The sequence below is a fragment of the Streptomyces sp. NPDC003027 genome, assembly GCF_053591435.1.
In genome coordinates this window covers 102543-117654 of record NZ_JBSFTU010000010.1, presented here as the reverse complement: position 1 = coordinate 117654, position 15112 = coordinate 102543, and the positions used below count along the sequence as shown (strand labels likewise).

Genomic DNA, 15112 nt, shown 5'->3' with positions numbered 1-15112 from the left:
AACAAAGGAACTTCATGGCTACGACCACACCCGATTCCGGTGTGCGGGGCGGCCTCGCCGAGCAGGGGGAGGCCACCCCCCAGGGCGGTGCCCCGATGACGCACCGGCAGATCATGGAGGCGCTCTCCGGGCTGCTGCTCGGCATGTTCGTCGCCATCCTGTCCTCGACGATCGTCTCGAACGCGCTGCCGCAGATCATCACCGACCTGGGCGGCGGCCAGTCCGCCTACACCTGGGTCGTCACCGCGGCCCTGCTGTCGATGACGGCGACCACCCCCCTGTGGGGCAAGCTCGCGGACCTCTTCTCCAAGAAGCTGCTCGTCCAGACGGCCCTGGTCATCTACGTCGCGGGCTCGGTCGTCGCCGGTCTCTCGCAGAACACCGGCATGCTCATCGCCTGCCGTGTCGTCCAGGGCATCGGCGTCGGCGGTCTGACGGCCCTCTCCCAGATCATCCTCGCCGCGATGATCTCCCCGCGGGAGCGCGGACGGTACAGCGGCTACCTCGGCGCCACCTTCGCCGTGGCCACCGTCGGCGGCCCGCTGCTCGGCGGCGTCATCACCGACACCGACTGGCTCGGCTGGCGCTGGTGCTTCTACGTCGGCGTGCCCTTCGCGATCATCGCGCTCCTGGTGCTGCAGAAGACCCTGAAGCTCCCCGTGGTGAAGCGCCAGGTCAAGGTCGACTGGGCCGGCGCCGTCCTCATCAGCGCGGCCGTCTCGCTGCTGCTCGTCTGGGTGACCTTCGCGGGTGACAAGTACGACTGGATGTCCTGGCAGACGGCCGCCATGGTCGGCGGCTCGATCGTGCTCGGCGGGCTCTTCACCCTCGTCGAGGCCCGGGCGAGCGAGCCGATCATCCCGCTGCGCCTGTTCCGCAACCGCACGATCACGCTGGCCTCGCTCGCCTCGCTCTTCGTCGGTGTCGCGATGTTCGCCGGCACGGTCTTCTTCAGCCAGTACTTCCAGCTGGCCCGCAACGAGTCGCCGACGATGTCCGGCGTCCTCACCATCCCGATGATCGCCGGCCTGTTCGTCTCCTCGACCGTCTCCGGCATGGTCATCACCAAGACCGGCCGGTGGAAGGCGTGGCTGGTCAGCGGCGGCGTCCTGGTCACCGGCGGACTCGGCCTGCTCGGCACGATCCGTTACGACACGGAGTACTGGCACATCGCCGTCTTCATGGCCGTCCTGGGTCTCGGCCTCGGCATGATGATGCAGAACCTGGTGCTGTGCACGCAGAACCAGGTCGCCCCGGCCGACCTCGGCTCCGCCTCCTCCGTCGTCACCTTCTTCCGCTCCCTCGGCGGCGCGGTCGGCGTCTCGGCGCTCGGCGCGGTCCTGGCCAACCGGGTCACGCACTACGCCCAGGAGGGTATGGCGGCCCTCGGCCCCAAGGCCGCGGGAGCCGGCCAGGGCGGTACGGGCGGCGGCGGCATCCCGGACATGGACAGGCTGCCGGCCCCGATCCGTACCGTCATGGAGAGCGCGTACGGGCACGGAGTCGCCGACGTCTTCCTCTACTCGGCGCCGTTCGCACTGCTCGCCTTCCTCGTGACGCTGTTCATCAAGGAGGTCGCGCTCAAGAGCGCCTCGACCGGTCCGGCCCCGGCGAAGACCGCGTCCGGCGAACCGGTGGCCACCACCGCGCCCGCTCCCGCGCCCGAGGTGACCGCGACGGGCCTGACGATCAGCGGGACCGTCCGTACCGCCGACGGCACGGACGTGTCCGGCGCGACGGTCACCCTGATCTCGCTGGGCGGGCGGCAGCTCGGCCGCGCGGTCGTCCGGGACGAGGGCGGTTACGCCTTCGACGCGCCGGGCGCCGGATCGTACGTCCTGATCGCCTCCGCCGACGGCTACCAGCCCCAGGCCTCCACGGTGGTCGTGCACGACGGCCCGCTCACCCACGACGTGCTCCTGACCGGTACCAGCGGTCTCACCGGCGCGGTGACCGCCGCCGAGGGCGGCGCACCTGTCGACGGAGCGATGGTGGTGATCACGGACGTACGGGGCGAGGTGCTGGCCACCGGGAAGACCGGCGCCGACGGCGGCTTCTCCTTCGCCGAGCTGGTCCCGGGCGCGGTCACGGTCGCGGTCACCGCCTCCGGGTACCGCCCGCAGGCGCTGCCGGTCGAGATCGGCGGCCAGGGCGTGACCCGGCTCGACGTGGCCCTGGCCGCCGGAGCGGTCGTCCACGGCACGGTCCGGGCGGGGCGCGACCACCGGCCGCTGGCGGACGCGCGGGTGACCCTGGTCGACGCCGCCGGGAACGTGGCGGCGTCGGCGACGACGGACACGGACGGCGCGTACGCCTTCGCGGACCTGGACGCCGGCGAGTACACCCTCATCGCGACCGGCTACCCGCCGGTGGCGGGGCGCCTGTCCGTGACCGGTGCCGGAGTCGACGGCCACGACATCGAACTGGCCCACCCGGGCGAGTGATGGCCCGCCGCCCCGTTGTTTCTGGGAAGAGTTGAGGTACGGATGGGACTGCAGGCACAGGTACGGACCCGCGACGGGTGGCCGGTCCAGCACGCGGTGGTGACCGTGACGGACGGATCCGGCGCGCAGGTCCTGCGGGCGGCGGCGGACGCCGACGGAACCGTCCGCTCGGAGCCCGCGCTGGCCCCGGGGGCGTACACGGTCGTGGTGACGGCCGTCGGCTACGCGCCGGACGCGCGCACGGCGCTGGTCGGCGGCTCGGGCCGGGCGGAGGTGGGCACGGTCGTGCTGACCCGGGCGGGCGGGACCGAGCTGCCCGAGCCGGGCGTGTGGACGCTGGACGCCGCCCACTCGTCGGTGGGTGCGGTCGCCCAGCACCTGGGGATCTCCAGCGTGCACGGCCGGTTCACCGAGTTCGGCGGCCGGATCGAGATCGCCCCGGACCCGCTCGCCTCGCGGGTGGAGGCGGTGATCGCGGCCGCGTCCGTCGACACGGGCAACGGCCTGCGGGACAAGCATCTGAGGTCCCCGGACTTCCTGGACGTCGACCGCTTCCCGGAGCTCACCTACCGCAGCACGGCGCTCCGCCCGGCGGGCCCCGACCGCTGGACCGTGGACGGCGCGCTCTCCCTGCGGGGCGTCACCCGTGAGGTGCCGCTGGCCCTCTCCTACCTCGGTACGGGCCCCGATCCGTGGGGCGGCGTGCGGGCGGCGTTCCGCGCGGAGACGGAGCTGCGGCGGGAGGACTTCGCGATGAACTACAACCAGGTGGTGGCCGCGGGCATCGCGGCCATCGGCACCACCCTGCGGGTGACGCTCGACATCCAGGCCGTCCGTGAGGCGTGACCGACCGTCAGGCGGGGGTCGGGTGCGCCGGGGCCGAGGGGCCTCAGGACGAGCGGGCGGCCATGACCTCGATGCCCGCGACCAGGATGTCGAGGGCGTAGGCGAAGTCCCGCTCCCAGATCTCGCTGACGCTGCCGTGCGTGGCGCGCTCGTCGAGGAGCTCCGCCAGCGGTTCGAGCGCCTCCACGGCGTGGGGTTCGTCGCGCAAGGCCTTGATCGACTCGCCGTAGAAGTCGTTCTGCGACATCCCGGCCTCCGCCGCCCGGCGTTCGAACTGGCCCTCGATCGTTCCGTAGCCGTACACGAACTGGAAGACCGCCGACATCGCGCTGGGCTGACGGCCGATCGGCAGGCCGGTGTCGCGGATCGCCTCCTGGATCTTGGAGCCGACGGCGATCGCGTTCGGGCCGATGTTCAGGTACTGGCCGGCGCACGGGGACATCCACGGGTGGCGGACCAGCATCCGGCGGTAGTCCAGGGCGAGCACCCGGATACGGTCGCGCCAGTCCCCGGCGGCGTCGACCGCGTCGCGGTCGATCTCGCCGTAGACGGTGTCCACGGCGTACTCGATGATGTCGTCCTTGGTGTCCACGTACCAGTACAGGGACATGGCCGTGACGCCGAGCTCGGTCGCGAGTTTGCGCATCGAGAGCTTGGCCAGGCCCTCCTCGTCGAGCATCCGGATCGCGGCGGCGACGATCCGGTCCCGGTCGAGCCCGGCGGGGCCGCCCCCCGCGCGGGCGGCCCTCTTCTCCAGCCAGACGCTGGAACGCGCCGGGTTCTTCGCCCGGTCGGCTGCCTTCACCATCGCGTTCCTCCTCCGTCGGGTGGTCGTGCCCATGCTATGCAGCGGCCGTGTTCTTCTCGGACCGCTTCTGGGACCGCTTCTCGGAGCGCTCGGCGCGCGTGAGCAGGGCCGCGGCCAGCAGACCGCCCGCGAAGACCGCGATGGCACCGACCAGCTGGCTCGTCTGGAGCCCGGAGGCGAAGGCGTCGGAGATCTGCTGCCGCTCGGCCTCGCCTCCGGCCGCCGCCAGGGCCGCGGGCAGCGAGGTCGCGGTGACGGTGACGAGCGCCGCGAAGCGGGCGTTGAGCACGGCCCCGAGGACGGCGACACCGAGGCCGTTGCCCAGCTCGGCGAGGGTGCCGTTGACACCGGCGCCCACGCCCGCCTTCTCCGGCGGGATCGCGCTCATGATGGCGTTGGCCATGGCGGGGTTGGAGACGGCGAGGCCGACGCCCATCAGGACCAGGCCGAGGAGCATGCCCCAGTAGCTGCCGTCCGTGCCGCCGCCGATCAGGGCGATCGAAGCGAGCCCGCCCGCGACCAGGGTCATGCCGACGGCCACGGTGGGCGGGGTGCCGAGCTTCATGACGATCCGCGGGCCGACGCCGGTGAGGTTGAGCGCGACGACGGTCAGGGCGAGCGGGGCCATCCGCAGACCGGCTTCCAGCGGCTCGTAGCCGAGGACGAACTGGAGGTGCTGGGTGAGCAGGAAGAGCGAGCCGCCCATGCCGAACATGACCAGGATCGCGCCGGCGACGGCGCCCACGAACTTCTGGTTGCGGAAGAAGTGCATGTCGAGCATGGGGTACGGGATGCGCAGCTCCCACAGCGCGAAGGCGCCGAGGACGACGACACCGACCGCCGCGGGGATCAGCACCTCGGCGGAGGTCCAGCCGTGCTCCGGGCCGGTGATGATCGCGTACACGGCGGCGGTCATGCCGATGGTGGAGAGCAGCGCGCCCATCAGGTCGGGGCGGTCGCCCTGCGGGTTCTTCGACTCCGGTACGAGCTTCAGGACGGCGATCAGGCCGACGAGGGCGACCGGGATGTTGATGAGGAAGATCATCCCCCACCAGAAGTGCTCGAGGATGACCCCGCCGATCAGCGGTCCGGCGGCGAAGCCGAGCGAGCCGACGGTGGCCCACAGCGCGATCGCCTTGACCCGCTCCGACTCGTCGAAGATCTGCATGACGACGGCGAGCGTGGTGGTCATGAGCAGCGCGCCGCCGACGCCCATGCCCGCGCGGGCGGCGATCAGCTGGGCCGTGGAGTCGGCCAGTCCGGCGGCGAGCGAGCCGAGGCCGAAGAGCGCGAGCCCGGCGGCGAGGAGCTTCTTGCGGCCGTAGCGGTCGGCGGCGTTGCCGGCGGTGAGCAGCAGCCCGGACTGGACGAGCGAGTACGCGTTGATCATCCACTGGATGTCGCTGGTCGAGGCGTGGAGCTCGGAGGTCAGCGACGGGATGGCGACGCTGAGCACGGTGTTGTCGAGCAGCACGGTGAGCTGGGCGAGGCAGATGACGCCCAGGATCAGCCAGCGCTGCGGGTGGCCGCCGGATGGCTTCCCGGCGGCGGGTCGGTTCTCGGCGGTCGTCGCCGTCATGGCTCCCCCTTGTACGGTGTACGGGACTCGGTCTCGTACACCGTACAAGGGTTCACGTACGGCGTATAGGAGTTTCTTCGCGGGCTCCTTCCGGCTGCTTCCTCCGGCTACTTCTTCCGCGTCAGGTCGTAGAAGGTGGCGCCGTCGAGCGTGACCTTCTCGAAGGTGGCGGAGACCCAGGTGGCGATCGCGGAGCCGCCGCCGGGACCGCCGCCCACACGCATCCCGCCCTCGGCGGTCCCCGACTCGGTGCCGCCGATGAAGTAGTGGATCCGCCCCTGGGCGACGTACTGCTTGAACCGCGCGAGGGTCGGCGACGGGTCGCTGCCGTTGAAGCCGCCGATCGCCATCACCGGCTCTCCGGTGGCGAGCTGGTAACTGGCGGCGTTCTGCGCGCCGACGGTCGCCGCCACCCAGGTGTAGGCGTCCGCGCCCTCCAGAAGGGCGGCCTCGGCCTTCGCACCGACGTTCGCGCCGTCGAGGAGGCCGCCCATGCCGCCGCCACCGCGACCGCCCGGGCCAGCGAAGCGTTCCGTACGACCGTCGCCGGTACCGGTGGGCACGCCCTGCGGAGGAGTACCGCCGGGGGCTCCGCCCGGCGCCTGGCCGGCCTGGCCGCCGGGGCCGCCGGGTGTCCGGCCCTGGCCGTCCGGAGGTCCGCCCTCGAAGACGCGCATCCCGCCCGGCCTTCCGCCCATGGCACCGCCCGAAGGGCCCGCCGTCACGATCGACCCCTGGTGGCCGCTGCCCAGCGTGGACAGCGTGTACGCCAACGGGCCCGCAAGCCCCGCCGCCAGACCGAGCCCCGCGACCGCGAGACCGAACCGCCGGTCCAGCCGCCCGGCGAGCAGCAGTCCGATCGCCGCCACCGAGCCCCCGATCAGCACGGCCCAGCGCAGCCACGGCAGCCAGTCCGGCGTCCGGCCGAGGAGCGTCCAGCCCCACACCGCCGTCGCACCGGCCGTCACCGCGAGGACCGCCGAGGCGAGGAGATGCGTCCGCTCCTCCCACAGGACGCTCGCCCCCATGCCGACGAGCGCCGCGATGTACGGAGCCAGGGCCACCGTGTAGTACTCGTGGAAGATCCCGGCCATGAAGCTGAACACGGTGACGGTCAGCAGCAGCGAACCGCCCCACACCAGGAACGCCGACCGGGCGGTGTCCGTCCGAGGCGCCTTCCAGGTGAGCACCAGGCCGGCGAGGAGCAGGATCAGCGCGGCGGGCAGGAGCCAGGAGATCTGGCCGCCGACGGCGTCGTTGAACATCCGGCCGATGCCCGTCTCACCCCAGCCACCGCCCCGACCGCCGCCGACACTGCCGGTCTCGTCGCCGTTGATCCGGCCGAGGCCGTTGTAGCCGAAGGTCAGCTCCAGGAAGCTGTTGTTCCGCGATCCTCCGATGTACGGGCGGGAGGACGCGGGCCACAGTTCGACCAGAGCCACCCACCAACCCGCCGAGACGATCAACGCGAGCCCGGCGAGGGCGAGTTGACCGATCCGGCGGCCGATCCCGGCCGGCGCGCACACCGCGTGCACGAGCGCCAGCGGCGGCAGGATCAGGAACGCCTGGAGCGTCTTGGCGAGAAACGCCAGACCGAAGGCGGCCCCCGCCCACACCAGCCACTTCGTCCGCCCGTCCTCCAGGGCCCGGAGCACCAGATACACGGCGACCGTCATCAGCAGCGCGAGCAGCGCGTCCGGGTTGTTGAAGCGGAACATCAGCGCCGCGACGGGGGTGAGGGCCAGGACCGAGGCCGCGATCAGCCCGGCGCCCGCGCCGAACCGGCGCCGTACCGCCGCGTACAGGACGGCGACGGTCGCCATGCCCATCAGCACCTGGGGCACGAGGATCTGCCAGGAGCCGAGACCGAAGAGGCGGACGGAGAGCGCCATCGGCCAGAGCGCGGCCGGCGGCTTGTCGACGGTGATGGCGTTCGCCGCGTCGAGCGAGCCGAAGAAGAAGGCCTTCCAGTTTTCGCTGCCCGCCTGGACGGCGGCGGAGTAGAAGGAGTTGGCGTAGCCGGAGGCGGACAGGTTCCAGAGGTGGAGAACGCCGGTGGCGAGGAGGAGCGCGAGGAACGCGGGCCGCACCCAGGGGTCGTCGTCGGCCCGCCCCCGCCAGAGGCGGCCGAGGCGCGAGGCGGTCGCCTCGGCGTGGGGGAGGGGTGGGGAGGGCGCCTGTGCGGTGGTCATCGGGAAGTCCTTGCGGGGGAGGCGGCGGCGGAGCTGGTGCGGGAGGCGGCGGGATCGGCGGCCACGTCGGCGGGATATGGGGGATCGGCGGCCACACCGGCGGGATCGGCGTCCGCACCGGGGAAATCGGCGTCCGCATCGGTGGAGTCGGTACGGCGGTCCGGGAAGACCCAGAGCCGAAGGAGCAGGAAGCGCAGGACGGTCGCGGCCAGGTTGGCCGTGACCAGCACGGCGAGCTCGGTGGAGTGGGCGGGATCACCGGTGGCCACGGCGAGCGCGGCGAGGGAGCCGCTGGTCAGCGCGAGGCCGATGCCGAAGACGACGAGCCCCTGGGCCTGGTGGCGCAGGGCGCGGTCCCGGCCCCGTACCCCGAAGGTGAGACGCCGGTTCGCGGCCGTGTTGGCGACGGCCGACACCAGCAGCGCTCCGGCGTTGGCGAGTTGGGGTCCGGCACCGAGCCGGAAGGCCGAGTACAGCGCCAGATAGCAGAGGGTGGACAGGACACCGATGACGCAGAAGCCGACGAGCTGCCGGGCCAGTCCCCCCGGTACGCCGACGAGTTGACGGTCCCGGGGGTCGTCCCCGAAGGGGCGGGCGAGCCGGTCGAGCGGCAGCGAGCCGGTGGCAAGGGCCCGGCCCACCCGCCAGACGCCCTTCAGGTCGTCGGTCGCGGTCCGCACGATGTGGACGGTGGAGTCGGGGTCGTCGACCCAGTCCACCGGGACCTCGTGGATGCGCAGCCCGGCCCGTTCGGCGAGGACCAGCATCTCGGTGTCGAAGAACCAGCCCGTGTCCTCGACCATCGGCAGCAGGCGCCGCGCCACCTCTGCCCGTATCGCCTTGAACCCGCACTGCGCGTCGGAGAACCGGGCGGCGAGCGAGCCGCGCAGGATCAGGTTGTAGGCCCGGGAGATGAACTCCCGCTTCGGCCCGCGCACCACCCGCGAGGAGCGGGCGAGCCGGGACCCGATCGCGAGGTCCGAATGCCCGGAGATGAGGGGGGCGACGAGCGGCAGGAGCGCGTTGAGGTCGGTGGACAGGTCCACGTCCATGTAGGCGAGGACGGGTGCGTCCGAGTGCGACCAGACGGTACGCAGCGCACGGCCGCGGCCCTTCTGCTCCAGGCGTACGGAGCGCACCTCGGGCAGTTCGGCGGCGAGGGCGCCCGCGATGGCCGGTGTGCTGTCGGTGGAGGCGTTGTCGGCGACGGTGATGCGGAAGCCGTAGGGGAAGGTGCGGGAGAGGTGGTCGTGGAGCCGCAGCACGCACGGTTCCAGGTCCTTCTCCTCGTTGTGGACGGGAATCACCACGTCGAGGACGGGCCGCCCGGCCACGCCGACGGGCAGATGCTCCCGGGCGGGAAGGGCGCCGGACGCGGGCCCCGCTGTCGATTGGGTTCGCATGCCCCGACCCTCGCCGGGGCCGCTGTCACGGCTGTGTGATGAGCCTGTGCCCCGCCTGTGAGTCGTCGCGGGAGCCGGGGCGGCCGGGGTCACCGGAGCTGGATCCGGCGTCGTCGCGGCCGGGCAGCCGGACGGTGAAGACGGTCCGGCCGGGGACGCTGTCGACGCTCACCTCGCCGCCGTGCGCGAGGACGACGGCCCGGACGATGGCCAGACCGAGCCCCGTACTCCCCGCCTGGTCGCCCGCCCGGCGGGAGCGTGAGGCGTCACCACGGGCGAACCGCTCGAAGACGTACGGGAGGAGCGCGGCGGGGACACCGGGCCCGTCGTCCTCGACCTCGACGAGGACGTCACCGCCGCCGTCACCGCCGCCGTCACGGCGCACGCGCGCGGTGACGGTGGTGCCGGGCGGGGTGTGGGTCCGGGCGTTGGCGAGGAGGTTGACGAGGACCTGGTGCAGACGCGCGCCGTCCGCCCGGATCCCGACCGCCTCCTCGGGCAGTTCGAGACGCCAGTGGTGGCCGGGCCCGGCGGCACGGGCGTCGCCGAGGGCGTCCACGACCAGCGGGGCGAGGTCCGTTTCCTCGTACGAGAGCGGACGTCCGGCGTCCAGTCGGGCGAGCAGCAGCAGATCCTCGACCAGACCCGTCATCCGGGTCGCCTCGGACTCGATCCGTCCGAGCGCGTGACGCGTGTCGGGCCCGCACTCCTCACGGCCGCGCCGGGTCAGCTCCGCGTACCCGCGGATGGAGGCCAGCGGGGTGCGCAGCTCGTGACTGGCGTCGGCGACGAACTGCCGTACCCGTGTTTCGCTGCGCTGGCGGGCGTGGAGCGCGGAGTGGACGTGGTCGAGCATGCGGTTGATGGCCGCGCCGACCTGCCCGACCTCGGTCCGTGGATCGGCCTCGGCGTCCGGCACCCGCTGCGGAAGGGCGACCTCGCCGCTGTGCAGGGGCAGTCGGGAGACCTGGGTGGCGGTCGCGGCGACCCGCCGCAGCGGCCGCAGCGCGATCCCGACCATCGCCCCGCCGGCGAGCGAGGCGGCGACGAGCCCGGCGCCGGTGACGCTCACCTCGACGAGGATCAGGGTGGAGAGGGCGTCCTCGACCTCGCCGAGCGGAAGCCCGACGAGATAGTCCCCGCGCTCCCCGGTGGCGTACTGGACGCGATAGGCGTCCTCCAGGCCCGGCAGCTCCACGGTGTGCGGCTCGCCGTCGCGCGGGACCCCGGCGAGCGCGGCGCGCTGGGCGGGGCCCAGGTCGCGGACGCTGTACATCGGCCCGTACGCGCCCTGCCTCGGCGGGTCGGAGACCCCGGCCTTCCCCAGCTCGCCGTCGACGACCACCGCGCCGAGCGTGCCGAGCGGGGCGCCGGGACCGACGACGAAGCCGAGCGGATCGTGCGAGCCGCCACCGGGCAGGCCGCCCGGCCCACCCGGAGCGGTGATCGGCGGCCCGGCGGCCCGGTTCGCGACGTTCCGCAGCTGGGCGTCGGCCTGGTCGTGGAGATAGGACCGGAACGCGACCGTCGTCACCGTCCCGATCACGGCGGCGACGACGGCGATCAGGGCGACGGCGGAGACGACCAACCGCGTACGGAGCGACCACGGGACGACCAGCCGCGTACGACGCGACCATGGGACACCCGGCCGGGCACGGAACGACCACCGGGCAGCCGGCCGCGCACGGAGCGGCCACCGGACGACCGGCCGCGCACGGAATCCGTGCACCGGGCTACTCCCCCGGCTTGATCAGGTAACCGGCGCCGCGCCGCGTGTGGATCATCGGGCTGCGCCCGGCGTCGATCTTCCGCCGGAGGTAGGAGATGTACAGCTCGACGACGTTCGCCTGGCCGCCGAAGTCGTACGACCATACCCGGTCGAGGATCTGCGCCTTGCTGAGGACCCGGCGCGGGTTGCGCATGAGGTAGCGCAGCAGCTCGAACTCGGTGGCGGTGAGATGGATCGACTCACCGCCGCGGGTGACCTCATGGCTGTCCTCGTCGAGGGTGAGGTCGCCGACCACGAGCATCGACTCGCTGCGCGCCTGCGCGGCCCCGGAGCGCCGGATGAGCCCGCGCAGCCGCGCCACGACCTCCTCCAGGCTGAACGGCTTGGTGACGTAGTCGTCGCCTCCCGCCGTGAGCCCGGCGATCCGGTCCTCGACGGCGTCCCTGGCGGTCAGGAACAGCACCGGCACCTCGGGCAGCTCACGCCGCAGACCGCCGAGGACGGTGAGCCCGTCCATGTCGGGCAGCATCATGTCCAGGATCACCACGTCGGGCCGGAACTCCCGCGCCGTGCGCAGGGCGCCGGCTCCGTCGGCGGCGCTGTGCACCTGCCAGCCCTCGTACCGCAGGGCCATGGAGAGCAGCTCGGCGAGCGACGCCTCGTCGTCGACGACGAGGACACGGACGGCGGAGCCGTCGGGCCGGAGCATGTCGGTGCGCCGTTGAGGCGTGGTCGCGGTCATGCTTCCACGCTGGCCGGAGGTGCTGAAAGCTCCCTTTCGCTTCCCTGTGAATTCCCTGAGAACGACGGAGACGGGCTCGGGCTACGGGCTACGGGCTATGTACGGGCTATGGGCTATGTACGGGCGACGGGCTACGGGCTATGTACGGGCGACGGGCTACGCGAGGCCGAAGACGGCCGCCGCGTTGTCGTGCACGACCCCGCGCAGCCAGTCGTCGCCGAGCCCGAGCCGTTCGAGGGCGTGGAGCTGGTGGACGTACGGATAGGGGATGTTCGGGAAGTCGGAACCGAGGAGGATCCGGTGGCCGAGGGCCCGCAGCCGCGGCAGTTCGTCGGCCGGGAAGGGCGCGAGGCGTTCGCTGAAGTCGGTGAAGGCCATGGTGGTGTCGAGGTGGACGTCCTCGTACCGCTCGGCGAGATCCAGGAAGTCGGCGTACTCCGGCATGCCCATGTGCGCGACGATCAGCCGCAGGCGGGGATGGCGTGCGAGCAGCCGTCCGACGGGCCCGGGGCCGGTGAACCTGCCGGGCGCGGGCCCCGAGCCGCAGTGGATCACGACGGGGACGCGTGCGTCGGCGATCGCCCCCCAGCTGTCGTCCAGCAGATCGTCGTTGGGGTCGAAGCCGCCGACCTGGAGGTGCACCTTGAGGACGCGGGCGCCGGACGCGAGGGCGTGGTCCACATAGCCGGTGGCCTCCGGCTCGGGGTAGAGGGTGGCGGTGTGCAGGCAGTCGGGGGTACGGGCGGCGAAGTCGGCGGCCCAGCCGTTGAGCCACCGGGCCATGCCCGCCTTGTGGGGGTAGAGCATCGAGGTGAAGGCGCGGACACCGAAACCGCGCAGGAGATCGACCCGGCGGTCCTCCTCCTCGCGGTAGGTGATCGGCCACTCCAGGCCGGTCAGGGGGCCGACGGCGTCGAAGTAGGCCCAGACCTTGTCGAGGACGTTCTGGGGCATGAAGTGGGTGTGGACGTCGACGAGCCCGGGAAGCCCGAGGGCCGCGGCGAACGCCCGGGGGCCGTCGGCGCCGAGTCCGTCCTCCCCGAGGTGCCCGTCCCCCAGCAGCCCCTGCCCGCGGTCACCGCCTGTCAAAGCCGTAACTCCGCTCCACCTTGGCGACATGGACGCTGTAGCTCTCGTACCAGTGCTCCCGCCCATGGCGCTGGGCCGCCTGGTGCTCGGCGTTGCGGCGCCAGGCGTCGAGACCTTCGGTGTCGCGGAAGTACGCGACGGTGATGCCGACGCCGCCGGGGCTGCGGGCGGAGTCGCTGCCGAGGAAGCCCGGGACGTCCTGGACGAGTTCGGCCATGCGGGCGGCGGTCTCGGCGTACCCCTCGGGGTTGCCGGGGAGCACGGACGTGAAGACGACGGTGTAGTAAGGCGGTTCGAGGCCCGCCACCAGGCGCTGGGTCATGCGGATCACCCTGGGCCGGGGGAGGCGGGTATGTCCATACGGGCCGCCGGAAGGGATCCAAGTCTTTACGGAGGCGGGGGCCCGGTCAGAACAGCTCGGGCTGGTCCGGCGGTACGGGGCCGGTCTCGGCGACGGGCACGGTGACGGGTGCGCCGGGGTCGGCCGAGACGAGGCCCCAGCCGCTCATGAGCCGGGTGTCGAGGGCGAGGCAGCGCCCCTCGGAGTCGAGAAGGTGCAGGTCGGGCCCGGCGGCGGCGAGGAGGCGGCCGGCGACGGCACCGCCCTCGACGAGTTCGGTGACGGTTCCGGAGAGCGGCGGCAGGCCATCGAGACGGAAGGCGTCCGCGTGGTCGTGCACGTGGAGCCCGACCGGCTCCAGGGTCTCGGCCCAGCCGGGCAGGGCGACGGCCCTCCGGTACAGCTCCTCGATCTGCCGGGCCCGCTCAGGGGCGGGAGGCAGGTCGTGCCGTACGCCCCGCTTCCGCGCGTACGGGATCCGGTCGGGGACTTTCAGGGCGTGCCGGAGGACCTCCTCGGTCCGCCGCGCGGCCATGAGCGGCCCACGTCCGAGCCAGCTGAAGGCGACGGCCCCCTGCTCCAGGAGCCGGGCGTCGCCACGGGCCTCGGCCGTGATGCCGACCTTGGTCATGCCGGGCCCGAACCAGGCGAGGTAGACGCGGTACGGCCGGGGATCGTCCGCGATCGTGTCGGCGGCCACCGAACGCAACCGGTCGAGCCGCGCGCACTCGGCACACTGGCCTCCGGTGGCCCGCCCGGGGACGGTCGCGCCGAGCGGGCAGGGGTTGCCCCGGGCGCCGGGGCAGAGCCGGCCGTCGGCGGCCCGGAAACCGATCGGCTGCCCGTACTCCAGGCCGGACACGCGCCCGCCGACCCAGCGCAGCCCCGGTGTCCCCCCGCTCCATCGCATTCCGGCGCACCGCCACACCATGTGCGCTCTCCCCTTGCCGTCGGCCGTCCGACTGCCAGTCTGCGCCACGCCCGGCGGGTCCGCGGACGCCGTCGAACATCCCGGCGGGTCCGCCGCCCCGGCCGGACGGGCACGTCGCCGCGGAGGGCGGGGCCTCACTCCGGCAGCAGGTAGATCCGGGTCCCGTCCGGCGCGGTGCCGGTCTGCCGGATGCAGCCGCGCGCCACGAGCAACGCCACGCAGTCCCGCACCTGCTCGACGGCGAGTCCGGTCCGCCGCGCGATCTCCTCCAGCCGGTACCGGGCCCCACCCCGTACGAGCGCGGGCGCGAGGTAGGCGGCGACGGCGTGCGCGTCCCCGGTGAGGGCGAGGTGGCCGTCCTGCCAGGAGGCGAGGAGCTCCTCGGGGGTCGGGGTGTGGCCGGTGCGCTGGGCGGGGACGGCGAGCCGTTCGAGGGAGTCGGCGATGCGGGAGAGGTTCCGGTTCGCGTCCCAGAGCAGCGCGTTCCGCTCGTCCTGCCGGGCGAACTCCGCTTCCAGCCGCAGGTTCCGCTTCTCGAGCCGGACGATGATGTCGACGACCTCCCGGGGCATGAGGTAGCCGGCGTGCACGGGGGAGGGTTCGAGCGCGTAGGCCCCATCGCGCTGGACGGTGGCGACGACGTCGGAGACCCAGGCCTTGAAGGGCGCGCACTCGGGCTTGGTACAGGCGTTGACGAGCTGGACGAGCCCGCGCAGATCCACCACCTTCATCGACTTCTTGAGGCCGTGACCCGCGATCTTGCGAGCGACGTCCGGTCCGAGGGCACCCCGTGCGAGGTCACCGAGCACCTGTTGGCGCTCTGCCGCCACATGCGCGAGAACCGCCTGCCGGGTGTTGACGTACCCCAGTTGCTTGGCGGCGTCGACCGCCGGGAACCAGTGCGTCCCGTCCGGCATCGTCAGCCTCCGCATGCGCGCGCCCGTCGCCGCGAACACGAAGTCGTCGACATCGATCGCGTCCTTCTGCCCGAGCTGCTCGTCCATCGAGC

At 72.8% G+C, this 15112-nt stretch carries 12 protein-coding genes; 2 read left to right on the top strand and 10 right to left on the bottom strand.

What is annotated here, in order from left to right; all coding sequences use genetic code 11:
* Window positions 1-14: 14 nt before the first annotated feature.
* Window positions 15-2444, top strand: a complete 2430-nt coding sequence (locus ACWDX6_RS10655) for an MFS transporter (RefSeq protein WP_451484568.1) — start codon at window positions 15-17, stop codon at window positions 2442-2444.
* A 42-nt stretch (window positions 2445-2486) separates the two neighbouring features.
* On the top strand, window positions 2487-3290 hold the full coding sequence (locus ACWDX6_RS10650) for a YceI family protein (protein WP_451484567.1): 804 nt from the start codon (window positions 2487-2489) through the stop codon (window positions 3288-3290).
* A 43-nt stretch (window positions 3291-3333) separates the two neighbouring features.
* Here the strand turns inward: ACWDX6_RS10650 and ACWDX6_RS10645 are convergent, their stop codons facing one another.
* The 10 genes from ACWDX6_RS10645 to ACWDX6_RS10600 form a co-directional block, all read right to left on the bottom strand.
* Window positions 3334-4098: a TetR/AcrR family transcriptional regulator gene (locus ACWDX6_RS10645; protein WP_451484566.1), complete on the bottom strand. Its 765-nt coding sequence runs from the start codon at window positions 4096-4098 to the stop codon at window positions 3334-3336.
* 34 nt (window positions 4099-4132) lie between these two features.
* Window positions 4133-5677 (bottom strand): MFS transporter, encoded by a 1545-nt coding sequence (locus ACWDX6_RS10640; protein WP_451484565.1) that lies wholly within the window; start codon window positions 5675-5677, stop codon window positions 4133-4135.
* Between the two features lie 107 nt (window positions 5678-5784).
* The gene (locus tag ACWDX6_RS10635; protein ID WP_451484564.1) at window positions 5785-7869 is read right to left on the bottom strand and encodes an ArnT family glycosyltransferase; all 2085 of its coding nucleotides are present in this window, start codon (window positions 7867-7869) and stop codon (window positions 5785-5787) included.
* Window positions 7866-9272, bottom strand: a complete 1407-nt coding sequence (locus ACWDX6_RS10630; RefSeq protein ID WP_451484563.1) for a glycosyltransferase — start codon at window positions 9270-9272, stop codon at window positions 7866-7868. Before ACWDX6_RS10630 ends, ACWDX6_RS10635 begins: the two co-directional genes overlap by 4 nt.
* A gap of 25 nt (window positions 9273-9297) precedes the next feature.
* Entirely contained in the window at window positions 9298-10890 is a 1593-nt protein-coding gene (locus ACWDX6_RS10625) for a sensor histidine kinase (protein WP_451484605.1), read from the bottom strand.
* A gap of 115 nt (window positions 10891-11005) precedes the next feature.
* Window positions 11006-11743 carry a response regulator transcription factor gene (locus tag ACWDX6_RS10620; protein ID WP_403292588.1) on the bottom strand — a complete coding sequence of 246 codons (738 nt, stop codon included), beginning with the start codon at window positions 11741-11743 and terminating at the stop codon, window positions 11006-11008.
* 156 nt (window positions 11744-11899) lie between these two features.
* Entirely contained in the window at window positions 11900-12862 is a 963-nt protein-coding gene (locus ACWDX6_RS10615) for an amidohydrolase family protein (protein ID WP_451484562.1), read from the bottom strand.
* Window positions 12819-13154: an antibiotic biosynthesis monooxygenase family protein gene (locus ACWDX6_RS10610; protein WP_451484561.1), complete on the bottom strand. Its 336-nt coding sequence runs from the start codon at window positions 13152-13154 to the stop codon at window positions 12819-12821. Before ACWDX6_RS10610 ends, ACWDX6_RS10615 begins: the two co-directional genes overlap by 44 nt.
* An 85-nt stretch (window positions 13155-13239) precedes the next feature.
* On the bottom strand, window positions 13240-14082 hold the full coding sequence (locus ACWDX6_RS10605; protein ID WP_451484560.1) for a DUF2797 domain-containing protein: 843 nt from the start codon (window positions 14080-14082) through the stop codon (window positions 13240-13242).
* 155 nt (window positions 14083-14237) lie between these two features.
* Window positions 14238-15107: a BRO-N domain-containing protein gene (locus ACWDX6_RS10600; RefSeq protein ID WP_451484559.1), complete on the bottom strand. Its 870-nt coding sequence runs from the start codon at window positions 15105-15107 to the stop codon at window positions 14238-14240.
* Window positions 15108-15112: the final 5 nt, after the last annotated feature.